Source organism: Gloeothece verrucosa PCC 7822 (assembly GCF_000147335.1).
Lineage (GTDB): Bacteria > Cyanobacteriota > Cyanobacteriia > Cyanobacteriales > Microcystaceae > Gloeothece > Gloeothece verrucosa.
Genome location: NC_014501.1, coordinates 1,086,797 through 1,106,636 on the forward strand (window position 1 = coordinate 1,086,797; position 19,840 = coordinate 1,106,636).

A 19,840-nucleotide genomic window follows, 5' to 3' on the forward strand; every position below is an offset into this window, starting at 1 on the left:
CTTAACGCTTACTTAGGGTATCGGTAGGACTAAACCAACCCTGTCGCCAAAAGAAATAAATTAAGCCCGCCGCTATTGCTGCCATAATGGCGAGACAAATATAATAACCCCATTGCGACTCTAATTCAGGCATATGTTTAAAATTCATGCCATAGAGTCCAGCAATAAAGGTCAAGGGATTAAAAATTGTAGAAATAACGGTGAGAAATTTCATTACTTCATTCATGCGGTTTCCCATCGCTGACTCGTAGAGTTCCATCAAACTTGATGCCAGTTCTCGATAAGCTTCGATAATTTCCCACAATTGAATCACGTGATCATAGCAATCCCGCAAATAAATTTGTACCTCAGAACTCACTAATCCTGAATGATCCCGCATTAAAAGGTTAATCACATTTCGTAGTGGCCAGATCAACCGCCGCAATGCTAATAACTCCCGTCGTACATTATAGAGTTCTTCCATCGTTTCACGGGTTGGGTTACGGATAATACTGTCTTCTATAGACTCGATACGCTCCTCATAATCTTCTGCCACTGGAAAATAACCATCTATCAGCGCGTCCAATAACAGATAAGTTAAATAATCGGGTCCGGCCTGCCGCACTTTTCCTTGATTGGTGCGAATGCGGTCTCTAACGATATCAAAACAATCTGTAATTTGATCTTCCTGGAAAGTTAAAAGATATTTTTTTCCTAAAACAAAACCCACCTGTTCGGTTTCAAACCCATCCTCATCCGGGGTAGGGCGGATCATTTGACAAATAATTAACAAATGTTCTTTATAATCATCGACTTTTGGACGTTGGGGAACATTAACGACTTCTTCTAAGAGTAAAGGATGAAGATTAAAAATTTCTCCTACTTGTTTAAGTACCGTCTCACTTCCTAGTCCCTGAATATCAATCCATGAAACTGTATCTTTTTCTAAATAAGAGATACAAGCACTCGGGGGAATATTAATTTTCCGAACAGCATGATTAGCATCGTAATCAATGAGAATAATTTTAGAGGGTTTAGCGTCTGGTTCAATACTTAATGTGCCCGGTTCACTCCCAGGATCATCGTAGTAATAGTCAAAATAATCTTCTTCTTCCTCATCTTCTAACTTTTCTTCTAATTCTATTAACTCTTTTAACTCGGTTGGGTTTTGGGGAGGGTAGATCATAGTCGTCAAGCCGGTAAAACATCAATTAGGGTCAGCAGTTTTGGCGATCAGCTTCTCGCTGTCGGAGTTTTTCATTAGCTCAAATAACAATGATTGTTTAAGAGCAACAAGCAGTGCGTATTGGTTAACTGTACCTCAAATGCCCACCGAAACAAATACGGGAGCCAACAAGATTAAATAATTTAGCCAAAAAATAGAGATTAACCTCAATGGGGCTATACAATAATGATAACCATTTATCCTCTGCTCAGAAGAAATATTATGGTGAACAGAAAAGAGGAAATTGTCAAAATTCAGCAAGAAACTGGCCTAAAACCCCGACATTTTGCCGATTTGATTAGGACCGCACAAATCGTTTGTGATCCGGGGGGAGGCGTTTCTGGCAGGATTTTACAGGTTGATTGGTCTTCTTTTGGTATTCCCGATCCAGTGGCAGAAAACTTGAAAATACTCGGACAGCAATATCAATATGCCTCTCCTCATGTGCCCATAGATACTGTTTGGCAGCAATTAACCCCTGATACTCGCAATTGGTTTATGGAACATAAAGAAGAATTATGGCAGATAGAAGAAGCTTTTCCGGCTCTTGATGAAGATTAATCTCTCAGAGTTAACAGTTCTCCCTTAAAATTTTGGGGGATGAACTGTTGACTGTCTCAGTTGTCATATTTCACGGTTAATAGTTTAACTTAAAAACCGCAATCTGAGGAATTCACTTCGATGGTACTAATCAGTCGGCCATCATTGCCATAATAATTAAAACGAATTAAAATTTTATTGTTGAATAAAACTTGAGTACCCTGATGAGTACAAGCCTCTTTTCTAACCAGAGGACTGACGTTTTGATAAAATTTTTGGTTATTGATTTGATTGGAAGAATAATTAACCAAGGTTAAATTATAACTAAGCTGCCGCCCGGGGCCTCCTTGAGTAGAATCTAAACGAGTATCAGGATCGATCATTTTGGGCAATTGTTGATTTAATTGGTTGGCAGAGTTGATCAGTTGAGTAGATAGCTGATCCGATTGGGCTAAGACTGATGAAGAAAAGCCTAGAGTGATTGTACTAGCTATTAGGGCAACAGTGGTTTTTAATGTCAGTTGATTCTGGCTCTGAGTCAGCATAATAATTTTGCTTCTAATTCCCCCTTTAACATTCCCATGTGTTTTTATAAAGATGTCCTAACTTTATAAAAGTTAAATAATTTCGTCAGCCATCAATAACCCTTTTAGGGGCAATAGTGAAAAACTCAAAAATTAGCGATTAAGATCTGATTAAATAAGATTACTATATATATTATTTAAGTTTGATCAATTCTACGATGCAATTCCCCCCTCCCTTACAACCTGGAGATTTAGTTAAAGTCGTGGCTCCCAGTGGCGCATTACGAGAATTAGAGGCTTTCTATCAAGGGGTAGAAATCTGGCGCGAGCGGGGATATCGAGTAGAATTTACCCCCCATTGGGATAGTGCAGAGGGCTATTTAGCCGGAACAGATAGCCAACGCAGGCAAGCTTTATCTGAGGCTTGGTTTGACCCCAATTGTAAGGCCATTCTCTGTGCTAGAGGGGGTTATGGAAGTGCTAGATTGTTAGAAAAATGGACGTGGGAACCCCAAGCGGCTAAATGGATCATCGGTTTTTCCGATATTACAGGGTTATTGTGGAGTTTAGCCAGGGTGGAAATTTCAGGCATACATGGCCCCCTTTTAACCACCCTTTCCCAAGAACCTCAATGGTCAATTGAGCGGCTATTTGACGCTGTTGAAGGTCGTCCCCTTGCTCCCTTAAGCGGCAACGGATGGGGAGGCGGTTCTTCCACAGGAAGGTTGCTACCTGCTAATTTAACCGTCGCTACACATCTACTCGGAACAGATCATCAACCTTGTTTAGATGGGGTCATTTTAGCCCTAGAAGATGTGACAGAAGCTCCCTACCGCATTGATCGAATGTTGACCGGCTGGCGGCTGATGGGACTATTTCAAAAAGTCGCCGGCATCGCTTTAGGCCGCTTTAGTCGTTGTGAAGCACCTGTAGGGAGTTCGAGTTGGACAGTAGAACAAGTCTTGCGAGATCGTTTAGGTGACCTTAATATTCCCATTGTTGCAGAGCTTCCTTTTGGTCATGATGGAGTTAATGCGGCTTTACCGGTTGGACAAAAAGTAAGGCTTGATGGCGATGGGGGAAAGTTAGAATTTTTTCAGGAATAGATATTAATAGGTTTAAGAACAGGAATATTGCTGTGATTCTCCACTGACAAGAACTATAATAATCCTTTGGGAACGACTGCTGGTTAACTTAGTTGGTTTTTAACTAAAAATTTTCCCTCAACTTACCCCGAAGCAGCTTAACATTACAAAGACGTTACAATTCATAACTTAACTCATAAAAGGTGATCGACAATGATAAGCTAACAAATGCACGTTGATTAGAGAATGTATTGAAACTCCTATGACTCACTCTGCCGAAATCCCCTATCTTTTAAGGGCTGCCCGAGGTGAAGTATTAGACCGTCCTCCGGTTTGGATGATGCGTCAAGCCGGGCGTTATATGAAAGTTTATCGGGATTTACGGGATAAATACCCCAGTTTCCGGGAAAGATCTGAAAATGCCGACCTCGCCATTGAAATTTCTCTACAACCTTGGCACGCTTTTCAACCCGATGGGGTGATTATGTTCTCTGATATTCTAACCCCCTTACCCGGTATCGGTATTCCTTTCGACATTATTGAAAGCAAAGGCCCCATTATTGATCCTCCTATTCGTACTCAAGCCCAAATTGACAACCTCCACCCCTTCGACCCAGAAGAAACCGTTCCTTTTGTCAAGACTATCTTAAAAACTCTTCGTCAAGAAGTCGGCAATAAGTCTACTGTATTAGGATTTGTGGGCGCTCCTTGGACTCTCGCCGCTTATGCCATTGAAGGAAAAGGCTCTAAAACCTATTCCATTATTAAAAGTATGGCCTTCTCAGAACCGGCACTTTTACATCAGTTCTTAGGAAAACTCGCCGATATGGTGGCTACCTACATCCGTTATCAAATTGATTGCGGCGCGCAAGTAGTACAGATGTTTGATTCATGGGCGGGTCAATTAACACCCCAAGACTATGATGTATTTGCCTTACCCTATCATCAACAAGTAGTCCGTCAGGTAAAAGAAACTCATCCCGATACTCCCTTAATTCTCTACATTAGTGGAAGTGCAGGAGTCTTAGAAAGAATGGGCCAATCCGGGGTAGATCTTGTCAGTGTAGACTGGACCGTAGACATGGCAGAAGCTAGAGTGCGGCTAGGAAAAGACATGAAAGTACAAGGTAACATTGATCCTGGGGCCTTATTTGGTTCTCAAGCCTTTATCCGCGAGCGCATTCTTGATACTATCCGCAAAGCCGGTAATCGGGGTCATATTCTAAACTTAGGTCATGGTGTCTTAGTGGGAACCCCCGAAGACAATGTGCGCTTTTTCTTTGAAACAGCGAAACAAGCTGATCAATTGCTAGTTCATGCTTAATTAAATGAAGCGTATTTTTATCACCGGAGCAAGCGGCTGTATTGGTCATTATCTTGCAGAAGCCTTAATCGAAGAAACTGAGCATGAATTATTTTTCTTGATCAGAAATCCAGATAAGCTGAAATTTAATTCTCAAGCTCGTGCTGGTATTCATTTATTAAAGGGAGATATGCAAGAAATTGAGCAATATAGCGACTTGCTCAAAACAATAGATGTGGCTATTTTAGCCGCTACCACTTGGGGAGGAATTGAGGAAACCCATCAAATTAATGTGGTCAAAACCCTTACATTAATGAAACTTCTTGATCCTCTCCGATGTGAACAAGTGTTTTACTTTTCTACCGCCAGTATCCTCAACCGCAAAAATCAACCGATGAAGGAAGCGGGAGAACTAGGAACAACATATATTAGCAGCAAATATGAGTGTTATACTCAGTTATCCACCCTAAAAATTGCACCAAAAATAACCACCCTTTTTCCCACTTTCGTATTAGGAGGAGATGAAAATAAACCTTTTTCCCATGTTTATTCGGGATTGCCAGATGTTCTCAAATGGATAGATTTAATTCGTTGGTTTAAAGCGGATGGAAGCTTTCATTTTCTTCATGCTAGAGATATTGCTCAAGTAGTTCGGTATTTAATAGATAATCCAGCTATTACTAAAGATCAAACAATAGTATTAGGAAATCAACGAATAACCGTTAATGAAGCTATTGCTCAAATTTGTGCTTATTTGCATAAAAGAATTTATTTTCAAATTCCTTTATCCATCAGTTTAGCCAATATCTTTATTAAGATTTTCCGTTTAAAAATGCAAGCTTGGGATAAATTTTCTTTAGAATACCGTCATTTTACCCATGAAAAAACTTACAGTCCTGCGACTTTTGGACTAACGAATTATTGCTCAACGCTTGAAGATGCTTTAAGATTACGAGGAATTTATCCCAGATAAACCTCGCCGAAGTGCGGCAGGGTCTTATATAAGAAAGACTCTCTGAAGAGGAGTCATATTCGCTGTGTGAGTAGTATAGTTAATACTCTCATTTAACTCTTTGACTAACTGTTGGGCTAACTGAGGGGTTTTAGCTTCACAAACCATAAACGTTGAAACAGCATTACTGGGTTGGTAAGGTTGGGGTACGTCACTAATAAACCAGATCACTTTATCTCCCGGATGACAGCTAAAATGACCTTGAGGGGCGATTTTACAAAAAAATTGGTTGGTCATAAGTAATAAGGTTGATGTTAGAATTTCTGAGCCGCTTTTTGACTTCTTAATCAGATTGATCTGTATTGGCCAAAAAAGTTGCCAAATTAGTAACTAAAATTAGATTAAATAAAAGTTAATCGAGACAAGTTTATTGCTCTCTAACTCTTGCCTTTAGAATCAATCCACCAAGAAGAATTAAACTAGATTTTATTAAGATTGTTTTTTTAACTACATTTTTAAGTTAATCTATCTGGTTAAAAAAACTCTTCATCCGATCTAAATAGTTGCCCATCATCCATTAGAGAGAAAAAAAACCAATCAGGGATGATTCGAGAGTAGTATCTCTACCTGGAGGAAGTTGAACAAATATCAAGAAAACCAGCAAAATTAACATAATACGACCCGAGTAAATTTTTTATTCTTTGAAACAATCACTGATCGAATTATTTTTTTGATCAAATTTTTCATCTTGCGATTAGGAGGTTAAGATATGCGGATTGCTCAAGTTGCTCCTTTGTGGGAAAGAGTACCCCCACCGGCCTATGGTGGTATAGAATTAGTGGTCGGGTTACTAACAGATGAATTAGTTCGTCGAGGCCATGAGGTTACTCTATTTGCTTCGGGTGATTCTCAAACCTTAGCCAAATTAGAAGCCATCAGTCCAAAAGCGTTACGCAATTTTGAGACAGATGTTGACCCCACGCATTTTTATTACCTTTATTTAACGTTAGAAATGAACAGGGTTTGTGAGTTATCTAGTGAATTTGATCTCATTCATTCCCATATTGGCTTTCCTTTCTTTCCTTGTGCCAATCTAACTAAAGCTCCAACACTTCATACTATACACGGCACTATCCCTGTTTCTGAAGAACATCTTTGGAAAGCCGCTCGTCAACAAAACTTTATTAGTATTTCCAACAATCAACGACGCAATGATCTCGGCTTAAATTATCTCGCCACTGTTTACAACGCTATTAATACCAAAAACTTTCCCTTCCACCCTCAACCGGATAAACCCCCTTATCTAGCCTTTTTGGGACGGATGTCACCGGAAAAAGGCCCTCATCTAGCCGTGAAAATTGCTAAACGAACCGGTTTACTCTTAAAAATGGCAGGAAAGATCGACCCATGCGATCAACAATTTTTTGATACAGAAGTCAAACCCTTTATCGATGGTCAACAAATACAGTTTTTAGGAGAAGCGGACCATCAGATGAAGTGTGATCTTATGGGACGTGCTATGGCTACCCTGTTTCCCATTACCTGGCAAGAACCGTTTGGCTTAGTGATGATCGAATCAATGGCAGTGGGAACCCCCGTAGTAGCGATGAAGATGGGATCGACTCCTGAAATTATCGCTCATGGCAGAAGTGGGTTTTTGTGCAATAACCTTGACGAATGTGTTGCTGCTGTAGAAAGCCTCGGCGAAATTTCCCGCACAGATTGCCGAGATCATGTGGTTGCTAATTTTGGTGTTCGACAGATGGTTGATGGCTATGAAGCCGCTTATCAACAACTCCTACAACAAAAATTTATGGGAGATGGACATACCAAAACCATTCATCAACTGAAGAGTTTCCAGCGTTTGAGTGCATAAATTCATCGGTTATACAATTGTAAGTTAGGAAAGAAAAGTAGAGACTAGCCCGGCAATGTCTCTACAAAAAATCGTTGTATAAAAATTGATGAGCAAGTAATCATGTCAGAGCTTTTAGAATTTGACGGAAAAACTTTTATTCATGCAGAAACAGCCACCTTACCCGAATGGCCTTGTGTGATACAAGAACCCATTTATCCGACGCTTACCCTCAAAGATGATGATATTTTCTTAATCACAGATTCTTTAGGCAATATTTTGGGTTGTCGGTCGTTGGATGACCCCGGTAGCTTAGGATTATTTTGTCGAGATACCCGTTTTTTAAGTCGTCTAGAGCTACAAATTGACGGCAAATTACCTATCTTATTAAGTAGTAATGCTCGCCGGGGTTTTGGGCTTTCGGTGCTGTGTGCTAATCCCAATTTAGAAAAGAGTAACATTAAAGCAGAACGAATTGGTATTGCTCGAGAAATTGTCCTCAATGGCGGCTTGTTTGAAGAAATAACCATTACCAATTACAGCACCGAAAAAGCGAATTTTGAGCTAAGTTTAAGCTTTGATGCCGACTTTTTAGATTTATTTGAGATTCGCGGCTGGCAACGTCCTCAAAGAGGAAAACTGCTACGCCTAAAAACCGATGAGCATCAACAACCAGAGTCATCAAATTATCAAGAACCAAAAGAAATAACCTTAGCCTATCAAGGATTAGATGGTTCAGTTACAGAATCTCGAATTCAATTTTTATATAGTCAGCCAGATTTGAGTAAAGGTAATACCGCTATCTGGCAAATCGAGTTAGAATCTCATCAAACGTTAAAAGTCGGGTATCGTGTTCGACTCTTAAGTGATGGTCATCCGGTGTCTAAAGTGGGAATTCCCATGACCTTGATGCAAGCTAAAGCGGCTGAGGCGATGGAACAGCAAGAATGGCGGCAACAAGTGACGCAAATTCGCACCGATAATAAGGCTCTCAATCACGCCATTGAGCAAGCTGAACAAGATATTTATTTATTGCGTCAAAGCTTTGGTCATGGCAAAGTGCTATCAGCCGGTGTTCCTTGGTTTTCTACATTATTTGGACGAGATAGCCTTATTGCGGCTTGGCAAACTTTAATTTTCACCCCTGAGATTGCTAAAGATACCTTATTAGTTTTAGCCGAATATCAAGGTAAAACCTTTGATGAGTGGCGCGAAGAAGAACCCGGTAAAATCCTTCATGAAATCCGCTTAGGAGAAATGGCCCGTTGTGGCGAAGTTCCTCATACTCCCTACTACGGAACCATAGACGCGACTCCTTTGTGGTTAATTCTCTATGCTCAATATTATGCGTGGACAGGGGACCGAGAAACCATTGAGAAATTGTGGTCTAATGCACTAGCCGCAATGGAATGGATAGACCGCAATTGTAAAAAAACCGGTTACTTAAGCTATGTACGCCGATCTCCTGGCGGATTAGTTAACCAGGGATGGAAAGATTCAGGCGATTGTATTGTCAATGCTCAAGGACAACAGGCCACCGGTGCCATTACCCTTTGTGAGGTTCAAGGGTATGTCTATGCGGCTAAAATGCAAATGAGCCAAATTGCTAAAATGATGCAGCGCGGCGATCTCTCACAACAATGGTTAGCCCAGGCTCAAGAACTGAAAAACCGCTTTAATCGAGATTTTTGGCTGCCGAATTTAGGCTATTGTGCCTTAGCTTTAGATGGTGAAGGTAAACCGGTTGATAGTATTACTTCTAATCCGGGTCACTGTTTGAGCGCGGGGATTTTGCACCCCGACAAAGCCAATAGTGTTGCTGAAAGGTTAACCGCGCCGGATATGTTTAGTGGTTGGGGAATTCGTACCCTGAGTAGTTGGTCGCCGGCTTATAATCCGATGGGGTATCATATCGGGTCAGTTTGGCCTCATGATAACGGGATGATTGCTTTAGGGTTGCGGTCCCTAGGATTGAACGATCAAGCGCTGGAAGTGGCTCAAGGTATTATTGATATGACGCTACAGCAACCTTACCAACGTCCGCCGGAACTTTTCTGCGGTTATGAACGCACCGAGGATAATAGTCCGGTTCGTTACCCGGTGGCTTGTTCTCCCCAAGCGTGGGCAACTGGGACGATTTTTCAATTGTTGCAGACCATGATTAATATTGTGCCGGATGTGGCCAATAATTCGGTTCGCATCATTGATCCGATTTTACCGGAGTCTATTCATTGTCTCTCTTTGCACAATCTTAAGATAGGGCTTACTTTGTTGGACCTAGAATTTGAACGTTCTGGAACCACAACCGCCTGTCGAGTGGCTAATAAACGAGGTAATTTGAGGGTGGTTTTTGAGGCTTAATCCCTCTTACCAAAACCGTTTGTTTTTGAGCGAGGTGGGATAATCCGCTTTTTGCAGTTCGGTCTTATCGACTCGTGAAATAGATAAGATTAATTATCCTGTAAATATAGCTAATTGAAACATCAGGAAACGCTAACTTCACCAACCCCGCGCTAAAGCGACGGGGATTGAGAACCCCAAAGTTCTCGACATTAAGAGGTGAATAGCCCAGTGAGCCTAGTTTTGGTACAAACTTCCGAATGCTTCTCTAGTTCGGATTTCCTTTAAGTTCTTTTGGGAGAACGTTGTCGGACAAGACATCTTGGACTAGGTGGGCGAAGAGACTTTAAACTTTACTCTTGAGGATTATCTCCATGTTAAGAGTTCCCGTGATAGCACCCGATAAAACTCCTCTAATGCCAACAAAATGCTCTAGAGCGAGGCGTTGGATAAAAGAAGGAAAAGCTATAGGCAAATTTAACGATCTAGGACAATTCTATGTTCAGTTAATAGAACAGCCATCCGACAATAAAACTCAACCTATCACTATTGGCATCGACCCCGGCAAGTTATTTTCTGGGATAGGTGTTCAATCTTCTCACTTTAGCCTATGGAAAGCTCACCTAGAACTACCATTTAAACGGGTAAGGGAGCGGATGGACAATCGACGATTGATGCGGAGAAGTAGGAGGGGAAGAAGAATTAATGGGAAAATCTCTTTTGAATCACGCGCACATCGTCAGAAAAGATTCTCTAACAGAAGACAGGGGAAATTATCACCAAGTATTAAAGCTAACCGCCAATTAGAACTTAGAGTCGTCTCCGAATTGTCTAAGATCTATCCCATCACTGACATATATTTTGAGTATGTTAAAGCTGACGTGGATTTAACCAGTGGACGGAAGAAGGCTAGAGCCGGGAAAGGATTTTCGGCGGTTATGGTTGGACAGAAATGGATGCTTGAACAACTGAAGCAGTTTGGCGATGTCCATACTCGATTAGGTTGGCAAACTTCTAATCTAAGAAAACATCTAGGGTTGGAAAAATCGAAGGATAAAGCTAAACGAAGTCCAGAGAGTCATGCTAATGATGGCATCACTCTAGCCTGTTTCCGCTTTCTAGATTATCGAGAATTCCACACCCACAACAGTAGAGGGCACGATTGGATAGGAAAAGTTCAACTGACTCCTTCTCCATTTGCTGTAGTAAAACGCCCCCCTATTAGCCGTCGCCAACTTCATCTCATGCTTCCAAGTAAGGGAGGAATAAGACGAAAGTATGGAGGAACAACAACCGATTTTGATTTAAGAAAAGGAGATTTAGTTAATTCTCCTAAAGGAATTGGCTATGTCTCAGGTCAAACCAAAAAACAGATATCTGTTAGCGATGCTAATTGGAAACGGTTAGGGCAGATAGCTGTTAGCAAGGTAACATTAATTAAACGTTCAAATGGATTAATTGTTACTGCTTAAAACACTGTAAAGCCGTCCTCCGCTTCGCTGAAGGACGGGGTTTCAAACCCAAAATTTTCGATGAATAAACCATCTAATGAGATTAGCAAATTTTCAGGGGCGCTCGCTGATGAAGGAAATCGTCTTTGGCAGTACATACAATCCTTGAGTCCAGAAACCATCGTTCAATATTCTCAACCCAACTCTGAAGTCGCTCAAATTATGGAACGGGATTTAGCCCAAATGTTGGGGATTTTGCCATCAGAACACTTTGATGTAGAGATTACGACTTCTCGGGAAGACTTAGGGCAACTCTTAGCAAGTGCGATGGTTAAAGGTTATTTCTTGTACAATGCTCAACAAAGAATGTTGTTAGAAAAATCTGTCGATTTAGGGAACTAATGCCCTTGATTTCTGGAGTCTGATCAACATTAAAATTTTTGCCTCTTAAATCTGGTATACATCAATAATAAAAGAAGCGTAGTTGTATACCATTATTAATCTAATGCCTCAGCCACCCATCGATCCAACCCTTTACTGGTTATTAACTTTTCACTGTTTCATCGGCGGTATAGCCGCTACTATTGCCTGGCGTAAAGGGCGTAACTTAGGATTATGGCTAATTTTAGGTTTAGTCGGCGGAACGGCGGCTTTTTTTGCGGCTTTATTGATGAAATCGAAAAAATAACGAGGTTGGATCTTGTCTTAACCCAACCTACCCCATCAAGCCTAACTAGAGTTTACTGATGATACGCTGCACAATATCCATTCCACTGACAGCTTGCCAACCAAATAGCCCTAATAAAGCAACATTAAGTAAAATATGAGTCACGCGCGCGGCTTCGTTTCCTTTTTGCATAAAGGGGACTAAAGCCGCCGAAATGGCAATTAACCCTGTCATGGCTAAACCCACTAATAAATGAGGGCCGACAAACAATTTCCCATTATTGATATAAGTTACTGCCATACCGCCAATGGTTCCAATTACCATAAAAGCAAGCAGAATAGACCCGAGTTGATAATGCCGGTTGCGAAAGTCTTTTTTGATCAGTTCTTTTCTAACATCTTTGTCTTCTACAGTTCGAGTACGCCGGATTTGGAGGCCGAGATATAATGAATAGACAGCGAACCCTAGTAAAGCCCACATTAAAACGGGATGACCAAACTGAGACCAAGTTTTCACAGAGGCAGGAATTGCTATGTCCATAGTTTTCTTATCTATTGGATACAAATATATATATTTCTTAACATATCATAAAGATTGTTGACGATTATAGCGAACCCTCTGTACTAAATTAAATCTGGAATTTTAGTCGGGAATTCTCCAAAATATGATAGAAGAGCAGAATATCCTCTTGATACAGGCCGCCCGTCGTGGCAATCTCCCCCAAGTAGTAGCGTTACTAGCTCAAGGAGTTAAGGTTGACGCAACAGACCCCAATGACATCACTCCTCTGATGTTAGCGGCGAAACGGGGAGACTTAGAAATAGTTAAAGTTTTGTTAACAGCCGGGGCATCAGTTAACTATAGTCAACCCCCGAATAAGATTACGGCTTTGATGTTGGCGGCATCATCTAATCATGCTGAGGTGGTACAAGCGTTAATTGAGGCAGGAGCCAATGTTAACCAAACCAATGATGACGGGAGTCCTGCTTTAATGGTCGCGGCTTATAAAGGCTATATAGAAATAGTCAAGCGACTATTAGCCGCCGGGGCAGAGCTTAATATACAAGATCAAGATGGGGATACAGCTTTAAATTTAGCCGCTCAAGGGGGACATCATGAAATTGTCAAACTCCTCCTTGATGCGGGTGCTGACCCCACCAAAGGCATCGGGGCCTTAACGGCGGCACTGAAAAGTCACTCTTTAGAGACACTAGAATTAATTTTAGCCACTGGCGTAGATATATTGGCTTTCAATGTAAGCGGACAAACCCCATTGATGCAAGCGGCAAGTGAAGGAAATATCGCTATTGTAGAAAGATTAATAGCAGCCGGGGCTGATGTGACCAGCGAAAATGGAGAGGGAGAAACAGCCCTAACCCTAGCCGCCGAAAAAGGCCATACCGGGGTGATAGCGACCCTAATCAAAGCCGGGGCACAAGTCAATCGGATCAGCGATAATGGAGGAACCGCTTTAATGAGTGCGGCGGCTGAAGGTCATGCAGAAGCCGTAAAAGTGCTTATTGAGTTTGGGGCAGATGTGAATATTCAAGACCCAGATGGAGAAACCGCCTTAAACCAAGCTACTGTAGAAGGGCATTTAGAAGTCGTGAAGATTTTATTAGAAGCCGGAGCTAATGTTCATCTTCGCAATAATGATGAAGATACCCCTTTAATTGTAGCGGCTTTACAGGGTTATGAGGCCATCGTTGATTTATTATTGCATTATGGAAGCGATCCCAATGCTAAAAATCAGCAAGAAACTCCTTTAACCTTTGCTTTGTCTCAAGGGTTTGATGGCATTGTCAAACGATTATTAAAAGCCGGGGCTAATCCTAATACTCGCCTTCCCGATGGAAAAACGGTATTAATGAAAGCGGCAGATCGAGGAGAGATAGAATTAATGCAAGCATTGATTAAAGCCGGAGCCGATCTTAATCTTAAAGATAAGGCAGGAGCAACCGCTTTAATGTGGGCGAGTCATCGCGGCTATGTGGATGCTGTTAAGGTATTATTAGACACTCATCAAGTGCTTTTGGATGAAAAAAATCAAGGCGGCTATACGGCTTTAAAGCTGGCTCAATATAATGAGTATCCTGAAGTGGTAGCGTTATTGAAGCAAGCAGGCGCATCGGAATGATTTTTCATATTACCTCGCAGAACCATTGGCAAAAAGCCGTTGAGTTAGGAGAATATCGAGCAGATTCTCTGGAGACAGAGGGATTTATTCACTGTTCGACTCGCCAACAACTGATTAAAGTTGCTAATGCCTTTTACCGAGGTCAAGCTGATTTGGTCGTGCTGTGTATTGATCCCGAAAAATTAAAAGCAACAGTTAAATGGGAACCTCCGGCTCATTTATCCTCAGAGGAACCTGTAGAGATAAATGGGCTGGGGTGCGGAACGAGTTCCGCACTATTTCCTCATGTTTATGGAGCGATAAATCTTGAGGCTGTTGTTTCTCAATTGCGGCTTATTCCTGAAGAGGAGGGGCTATTTTCTGACTCAAGAATTTAAGTCAGATTTCTCTGGTGATTGCGGCCTAATCCTTCCTACACTTACCAAGGATTACCAATAAGTGTAAAACTACTCCAATAATAGGGATGAGTAAATTGTTTAGCACTTAAAGATGCTAATTGTGGGGGTAAGGGTAAACGTTTATCGCCGACCAGAAGTTCAGCCCCTTTAGCCCCTTCTTGTATCACTTTTACATCACCTCGAAGAAGACCTAACTGAGCATTTCGTAAAGCTTCTGCCTTGATCGGATATTGTTTTAATTCTTCATAAAAGCTGGTCATTAATGCTAATGTTCCCTCATCGTTTACTTCCCAAAGACTGCCTAAAACAGTTTTCACATTAGCTAAAACGGCGGCTCCTGCAAAGCCTAATTCTGACTCTTGATTTCCTAAAGCCGTACGACAAGCACTTAACACTAATAGGTCTATAGGCGGCTTATCTAAGCCTAATCCTTTTAACTGCTCTAAAGTTAGTTTATCATTCCAAAACTGAATATAAGAATTCCCTAAAGGGCCTCCCTCAAAATTAGCATGGGTTGCTAAATGAACAATTCTAAATTGATTCGATGCGTGTGCTTCTTTAAGTTGCTTGAGGGTAAAACCTTCATTGAGATAAGATTGACCTTTCCAAAGTTGATCAGTAATGAGAGATAATTCGATGGGAACTGAAGGTAAAGGATTTTGCTCTTTAAACTGAGATGCTCCCATCGCTAAAACTTTAGAATTTTGTATATTGATATAGCTTGTATCTGTTAAAGCGATACTCGGCATTAATCCTATACTATATTTTTCAACCAAAAATTGTTTACCATCATTCAAGGCGGCTAGTGGTATTGAACGTAAGCCAGCATCAAGAATAAACACAAGGGTATTAATTTTTTGTGCTTGTAAATCTTCTTCCATAGGCGAAATTAACCATTGATAAAGTTGTTGAGATGGTTTGAGATAAGCATTAGGTCGCCGAGGATTAGTTACTGTCTGTTGAAATTCTTTGACTATAGGCATTACTTGAGCGCGTGTGATCCCTTCTATTGTTCGTTTAATGACTGGGCCTGTAGGTGTAACAATGATTATCTCTAACTGATCTGTTCCTTGAGGTTGGGAGCCGGAAAGTTTTTTAACGCTAGAGTTTGTTGATCCTTGGTATCTCCAGACAAGGTTTTTTTCTTCCTCTTGCTGTTGGGCTGTTCCTGTGGTAGCAGGTTTGAAGACAATATAGACCAACGCAGATTGATATTTTGTTTGTTCTTGAATATTTTTTAAGATAGTTTGTACTTCTTGTACAGTTACAACATTTGCTCTTTTAATGCCTAAATAATTTTCAAATGAATTACTAAAGTTAGTTTCAGTAGAGGATAAGTCAGCAGTTGTTGAAATGGTAGAAGTAAAACTAAAGCCATTTGTGGAAAAGCTAATAACCCTATTTTCGGATTTAATACTTAAACCCGATTGTATGCTTAAACCTGGTTGATTTGTATCGACGAATAACTGCTGATATATCGGTACAATTTGATTTTCTGTTGATAAAAATAAATTTTGTCCATTATTAGCAGAAAAAGCTTGAGAATTTACCTCTGAATTAGTTTTAGCTATGGGTTGGGGATTAGATATAGATTGACGTTGGGGACTCGGTTGTGGTTGGGGACTCGGTTGTGGTTGGGGACTCGGTTGTGGTTGGGGATTCGGTTGAGGTTGGGGATTCGGTTGAGGTTCGGGATTCGGTTGAGGTTGGGGATTCGGTTGAGGTTCGGGATTCGGTTGAGGTTGGGGATTCGGTTGAGGTTCGGGATTCGGTTGAGGTTCGGGATTCGGTTGAGGTTCGGGATTCGGTTGAGGTTGGGGGGTTGGTTGAGGTTGGGGGGTTGGTTGAGGTTCGGGACTCGGTTGAGGTTCCGGACTCGGTTGAGGTTCCGGACTCGGTTGTGATTGAGGGGTAAGTTTCGGTTCAGGTGTTGGGGTAGGTGTTGGGGTCGGTGTCGGGGTCGGTGTTGGGGTCGGTTCAGGTGTTGGGGTCGGTTCAGGTGTTGGGGTCGGTTCAGGTGTTGGGGTCGGTGTTGGGGTCGGTGTTGGAGTCGGTGTCGGTTCAGAGGTAGATTCACCTACAGCAATAATTGTCAGATTTCCTAGTGTTTTTGTATCGGATAAAGAATCTTGATCAATTCTATAAGTTCCAGTGCTAATTGCATTTGCTGTACCATTGGTGGTAGAGTCTCCTACCTTAAAAGGTGTGTTTTTGTTTCCCCCGTGTTGAATGGAAATACTGCCTCCCGCATTGGTACCGGCAGTAGATATACTGGCTAAACTATTAGTATTAAGATTATCAATAAAAGAGCCTGTTATTCTGACAAACTTATTTGTAGTAATATGAACATCTCCACCGATCCCACTGTTTGTTGCTTGAGTATTGATATAAGTAGCTTCTATATTTGTCTTGGCGTTTAAGGTAACATTTCCTCCATCGGATTGACTAGAACTGGTATTTATACCGCCAGTTATAATACTCCCATTTTTAGAATTTAAGTTAATATTTCCTCCTGAATTTAGATTAGAACTGGTATTAATATCCGAAGTTTTAATATTGCCTGCCGCTTCGATATCAAGACTACTTGCGGTTATAGGGTTAGCCAAAGTAATATCATTAATATCTTTAAAAATAAGGTTTTTAGCATTTAAAATATTAACAACATTTAGATCATTATTGAGGTTATCTAAAATAATATTAGAACCGTTGGGATTTAGAAAAGTTGTCCCCATAACCTTCACAGCACCACTATTGCTAATGTTTCCGTCAGTTGTGATTTGTAAATTTTGATTAATTTGGCTTGCTCCTAAATCTAAGTTATTAATATCGTTGAGGGTGACATTTTGCGCTTGAGTAACGCTAACTGTGTTAAAGTCATTCTGAGCATCTAAAATAATATTTTGACCGCTTAGAGTCGTTGTACCTCCTACAGAAATAGCACCGTTATCGTTAATATCACCAGCCGCATTAATTTTTAAATTTTTACCAATACTACTATTTTCTAAAATTAAATTGTTTTGATTATTTAGGGTCACATCTCCTGTACTGATAAGTTTAACGTTTGCTAAGTCATTGCTATTGCCATCTAAAATAATATTTAATCCTTCTAAAGTAGTTATTCCCTTGACAGTCAATGAACCAATCTCAGTAATATCTCCATGACTTTTAAGGTTTAGATTACCTTGAATCGAAGAATTAACTAATTGAGTATCTGATTGGTTTTCAAGAAAAATATTGCCTGCGGTTGATAAAATATTAATGGTACTCAGATTGGTATTTAAGGGATTGCTTCCCGTTCCTACAGAACCCGATGTATTAAGAATTAATTGCCCTTGACCACCAATATTAATATCTACTCCTTGACTATTACTATTAACGGTTTCAGCCTTTAAAGTTAAATTTCTATTATCGGCTAAAGTTAAAGAACTATTAAAATTGATGTTTTTTCCTTGGAGGGTTAAATCAAAATTTTGATTTTTAAAATCCACTCCGTTATTTAAATTATTAGAGTTAATATTAATTGTTCCTGTTCCGTTCTCTTGTCCAACAATCACTGACTTAAATCCAGTAATCCGTCCGAGTTCATCGCTGGTTAGATTTAAAGATGATGATTGATTAATATTTCCTCCAATAAATATGTTTTTTTCAGGAGAATATTGCTCTAAATGAAGAAGATTTTTTCCCTCAATTTTACTTGGGCCAGTGAGACTAATTTCATTAGATGTTAAAGTAATATTTCCTTGTGTACCATTGACTTTGATTTGACCATTACTGATGATAATCGCTACGGGAGATTTTAAATTTATCGAACCATTATTAGTGCTTATATTGTTGTTAACTAAAATTGACCCGTTTTGAACTTCTGCTGTCAGTCCTACGCCACTTTTAATTATATTAATAGGAGCGAGAAAACTCATACTATTCGTAGCTTGTAAAATCACATTACTAGAAGCATTATTAATAACAGAAGCTTTGATGCGTGTTTGTTGGGGAGTATCTCCAAACTTGATAACAGTTTTATTTACATTGCTACTCGCGTTATCAGTAACAATTTGAATGGTTAATGGATCGAGTAATAAAGTTCCTAAGTTACCGTTAGCGGCAAGAGTATCTACATTTCCGTCAAAGTTTAAAACGTTTAAGCCAGAAACTTCCACTAATCCACCATTTCCAGCTTCTTGGCCTCCCCGAGAATTAATTTGTCCAAAAAAGCTAGTTTCATTATCGGACCAAACAATCACTTCGCCGCCATTTCCGCTTTTTATCGCACTGCTATCAATGGATGAATCTTGACTGACAAAAGTATCAGAAGCTGAAGGAATAGTTCCCTGACCTTGATAATCTCCCCCAATGAGAACTTTTCCGCCGCCATAAGTTCCGGTAGCATTAATATTAGCCCCAATTAAGGCAACACGATCACCAATTATATTCACCTGTCCACCCACAGCAAGCGGTGAAGTATCAGCATTAGAAACTGATACCGTTCCAGAAATGATCGCTGTACCAGTTTGCAGGGGAATTTGAGTATTTGACTGGGTTAAATTAACTGATCCATCAGCATTAGCAGTCACTCCTAGATCAAGGTTTGCTCCTCCAGAAGTTAGCAGAGTTGGCAAATCTAAAGCGGTGACAGCTTGCGGTTGTCCGTCGCTTGTTCTGGGCAGTTCAATTTCTATACTAACTAGATTATTATTATTAGATATTTTAACTCGGTTCGTACCTGGAACAGCCGCAATAGTAATATTTCCTTCAGGGGCGCTTAAAGTGCCGGTATTAATAATATTTCCCCCTAATAAAGTTAGATTGTGCCCCTCTGTTACGGCTAAATTACCAGCATTAATAATCGTACCCGGATTAGCTAAATCAAAAGCGAACTGAGAAGGATTTCCTATTAAAAGGGCGTAATCATTGCTCTCAAAAGCATTAAACCATAAATCATTATCAAAACCGATTCCTGTTGCTGTGGTTACCACGAAATCAGCCGGCACATTAATTCGTGCATTGCGGCCAAAAATAATGCCAGCCGGATTCATAATGAAGAGGTTAGAATTTCCGCCAAGCACTTGAATTAGGCCATTAATCACAGAAGGATCGCCGCCCACAACTCGGGTTAAAATGTTGCGAACTTTAGGATTAGACAAAAAATTAGCGATTTCTCCGTCAGTTAAGCCAAATTTTTTCAGACTATGAAATAAATTTCTGCCATCTCTTGATAGTTGGCCTCCCTCAATATTATACTGATTGCCCTGTTGATTAACGACTGTACCTGTACCATCATTAGCCGGAGTAATGGACTGTGCTTGTGTAGGTTGAACGATTTCTAGCCCAAAATAAGCGGCGAGCAATAGACATTTAATTGATTTTAACCAATAGATTTTCATTGT

16 protein-coding genes are annotated in these 19,840 nt (G+C 40.4%); 11 read left to right on the forward strand and 5 right to left on the reverse strand.

Annotated features, from left to right (window positions below):
• Position 1: 1 nt before the first annotated feature.
• Positions 2-1,165 (reverse strand): magnesium/cobalt transporter CorA, encoded by a 1,164-nt coding sequence (gene corA, locus CYAN7822_RS04840; protein WP_013321120.1) that lies wholly within the window; start codon positions 1,163-1,165, stop codon positions 2-4.
• Between the two features lie 261 nt (positions 1,166-1,426).
• Here corA and CYAN7822_RS04845 point away from each other — a divergent pair, with 261 nt between their 5' ends.
• Positions 1,427-1,765, forward strand: a complete 339-nt coding sequence (locus CYAN7822_RS04845; RefSeq protein WP_041933507.1) for a hypothetical protein — start codon at positions 1,427-1,429, stop codon at positions 1,763-1,765.
• Between the two features lie 89 nt (positions 1,766-1,854).
• On the opposite strand, the gene CYAN7822_RS04850 is transcribed toward CYAN7822_RS04845, so the two are convergent.
• Positions 1,855-2,289: a hypothetical protein gene (locus CYAN7822_RS04850; RefSeq protein WP_013321122.1), complete on the reverse strand. Its 435-nt coding sequence runs from the start codon at positions 2,287-2,289 to the stop codon at positions 1,855-1,857.
• A gap of 197 nt (positions 2,290-2,486) precedes the next feature.
• Here CYAN7822_RS04850 and CYAN7822_RS04855 point away from each other — a divergent pair, with 197 nt between their 5' ends.
• The 3 genes from CYAN7822_RS04855 (at position 2,487) to CYAN7822_RS04865 (ending at position 5,629) form a co-directional block, all read left to right on the forward strand.
• Entirely contained in the window at positions 2,487-3,374 is an 888-nt protein-coding gene (locus CYAN7822_RS04855) for a S66 peptidase family protein (protein ID WP_013321123.1), read from the forward strand.
• A gap of 241 nt (positions 3,375-3,615) precedes the next feature.
• Positions 3,616-4,677, forward strand: coding sequence for a uroporphyrinogen decarboxylase (hemE, locus tag CYAN7822_RS04860; RefSeq protein WP_013321124.1), 1,062 nt, complete (start codon positions 3,616-3,618; stop codon positions 4,675-4,677).
• A 4-nt stretch (positions 4,678-4,681) separates the two neighbouring features.
• Complete coding sequence (locus CYAN7822_RS04865; protein ID WP_013321125.1) at positions 4,682-5,629, forward strand: NAD-dependent epimerase/dehydratase family protein; 948 nt, start codon at positions 4,682-4,684, stop codon at positions 5,627-5,629.
• Positions 5,630-5,653: 24 nt separating this feature from the next.
• On the opposite strand, the gene CYAN7822_RS04870 is transcribed toward CYAN7822_RS04865, so the two are convergent.
• Positions 5,654-5,905: a hypothetical protein gene (locus tag CYAN7822_RS04870; protein WP_013321126.1), complete on the reverse strand. Its 252-nt coding sequence runs from the start codon at positions 5,903-5,905 to the stop codon at positions 5,654-5,656.
• Positions 5,906-6,377: 472 nt separating this feature from the next.
• Here CYAN7822_RS04870 and CYAN7822_RS04875 point away from each other — a divergent pair, with 472 nt between their 5' ends.
• The 5 genes from CYAN7822_RS04875 to CYAN7822_RS04895 all read left to right on the forward strand — a co-directional run bounded on the left by CYAN7822_RS04875 (position 6,378) and on the right by CYAN7822_RS04895 (position 11,942).
• The gene (locus CYAN7822_RS04875) at positions 6,378-7,484 is read left to right on the forward strand and encodes a glycosyltransferase family 4 protein (protein WP_013321127.1); all 1,107 of its coding nucleotides are present in this window, start codon (positions 6,378-6,380) and stop codon (positions 7,482-7,484) included.
• Positions 7,485-7,586: 102 nt separating this feature from the next.
• Positions 7,587-9,824 carry an amylo-alpha-1,6-glucosidase gene (locus tag CYAN7822_RS04880; RefSeq protein ID WP_013321128.1) on the forward strand — a complete coding sequence of 746 codons (2,238 nt, stop codon included), beginning with the start codon at positions 7,587-7,589 and terminating at the stop codon, positions 9,822-9,824.
• A gap of 353 nt (positions 9,825-10,177) precedes the next feature.
• Complete coding sequence (locus tag CYAN7822_RS04885; RefSeq protein WP_013321129.1) at positions 10,178-11,275, forward strand: RRXRR domain-containing protein; 1,098 nt, start codon at positions 10,178-10,180, stop codon at positions 11,273-11,275.
• A gap of 60 nt (positions 11,276-11,335) precedes the next feature.
• On the forward strand, positions 11,336-11,656 hold the full coding sequence (locus tag CYAN7822_RS04890; RefSeq protein WP_013321130.1) for a DUF760 domain-containing protein: 321 nt from the start codon (positions 11,336-11,338) through the stop codon (positions 11,654-11,656).
• A 103-nt stretch (positions 11,657-11,759) separates the two neighbouring features.
• Positions 11,760-11,942 carry a hypothetical protein gene (locus CYAN7822_RS04895; protein WP_013321131.1) on the forward strand — a complete coding sequence of 61 codons (183 nt, stop codon included), beginning with the start codon at positions 11,760-11,762 and terminating at the stop codon, positions 11,940-11,942.
• Between the two features lie 45 nt (positions 11,943-11,987).
• Here CYAN7822_RS04895 and CYAN7822_RS04900 read toward each other — a convergent pair whose 3' ends face one another.
• A complete protein-coding gene (locus CYAN7822_RS04900; RefSeq protein WP_013321132.1) occupies positions 11,988-12,461 on the reverse strand; it encodes a DUF4079 domain-containing protein in 474 nt (157 codons plus the stop codon).
• 124 nt (positions 12,462-12,585) lie between these two features.
• Between CYAN7822_RS04900 and CYAN7822_RS04905 the strand changes: the two genes are divergently transcribed.
• Together CYAN7822_RS04905 and CYAN7822_RS04910 are read left to right on the forward strand one after the other, a co-directional pair.
• Positions 12,586-14,058, forward strand: a complete 1,473-nt coding sequence (locus CYAN7822_RS04905; protein WP_013321133.1) for an ankyrin repeat domain-containing protein — start codon at positions 12,586-12,588, stop codon at positions 14,056-14,058.
• On the forward strand, positions 14,055-14,435 hold the full coding sequence (locus CYAN7822_RS04910; RefSeq protein WP_013321134.1) for a DUF952 domain-containing protein: 381 nt from the start codon (positions 14,055-14,057) through the stop codon (positions 14,433-14,435). The genes CYAN7822_RS04905 and CYAN7822_RS04910 overlap by 4 nt, the downstream gene beginning before the upstream one ends.
• Positions 14,436-14,476: 41 nt before the next feature.
• Here the strand turns inward: CYAN7822_RS04910 and CYAN7822_RS04915 are convergent, their stop codons facing one another.
• Positions 14,477-19,837, reverse strand: a complete 5,361-nt coding sequence (locus tag CYAN7822_RS04915; RefSeq protein ID WP_013321135.1) for a CHAT domain-containing protein — start codon at positions 19,835-19,837, stop codon at positions 14,477-14,479.
• Positions 19,838-19,840 lie beyond the last annotated feature (3 nt).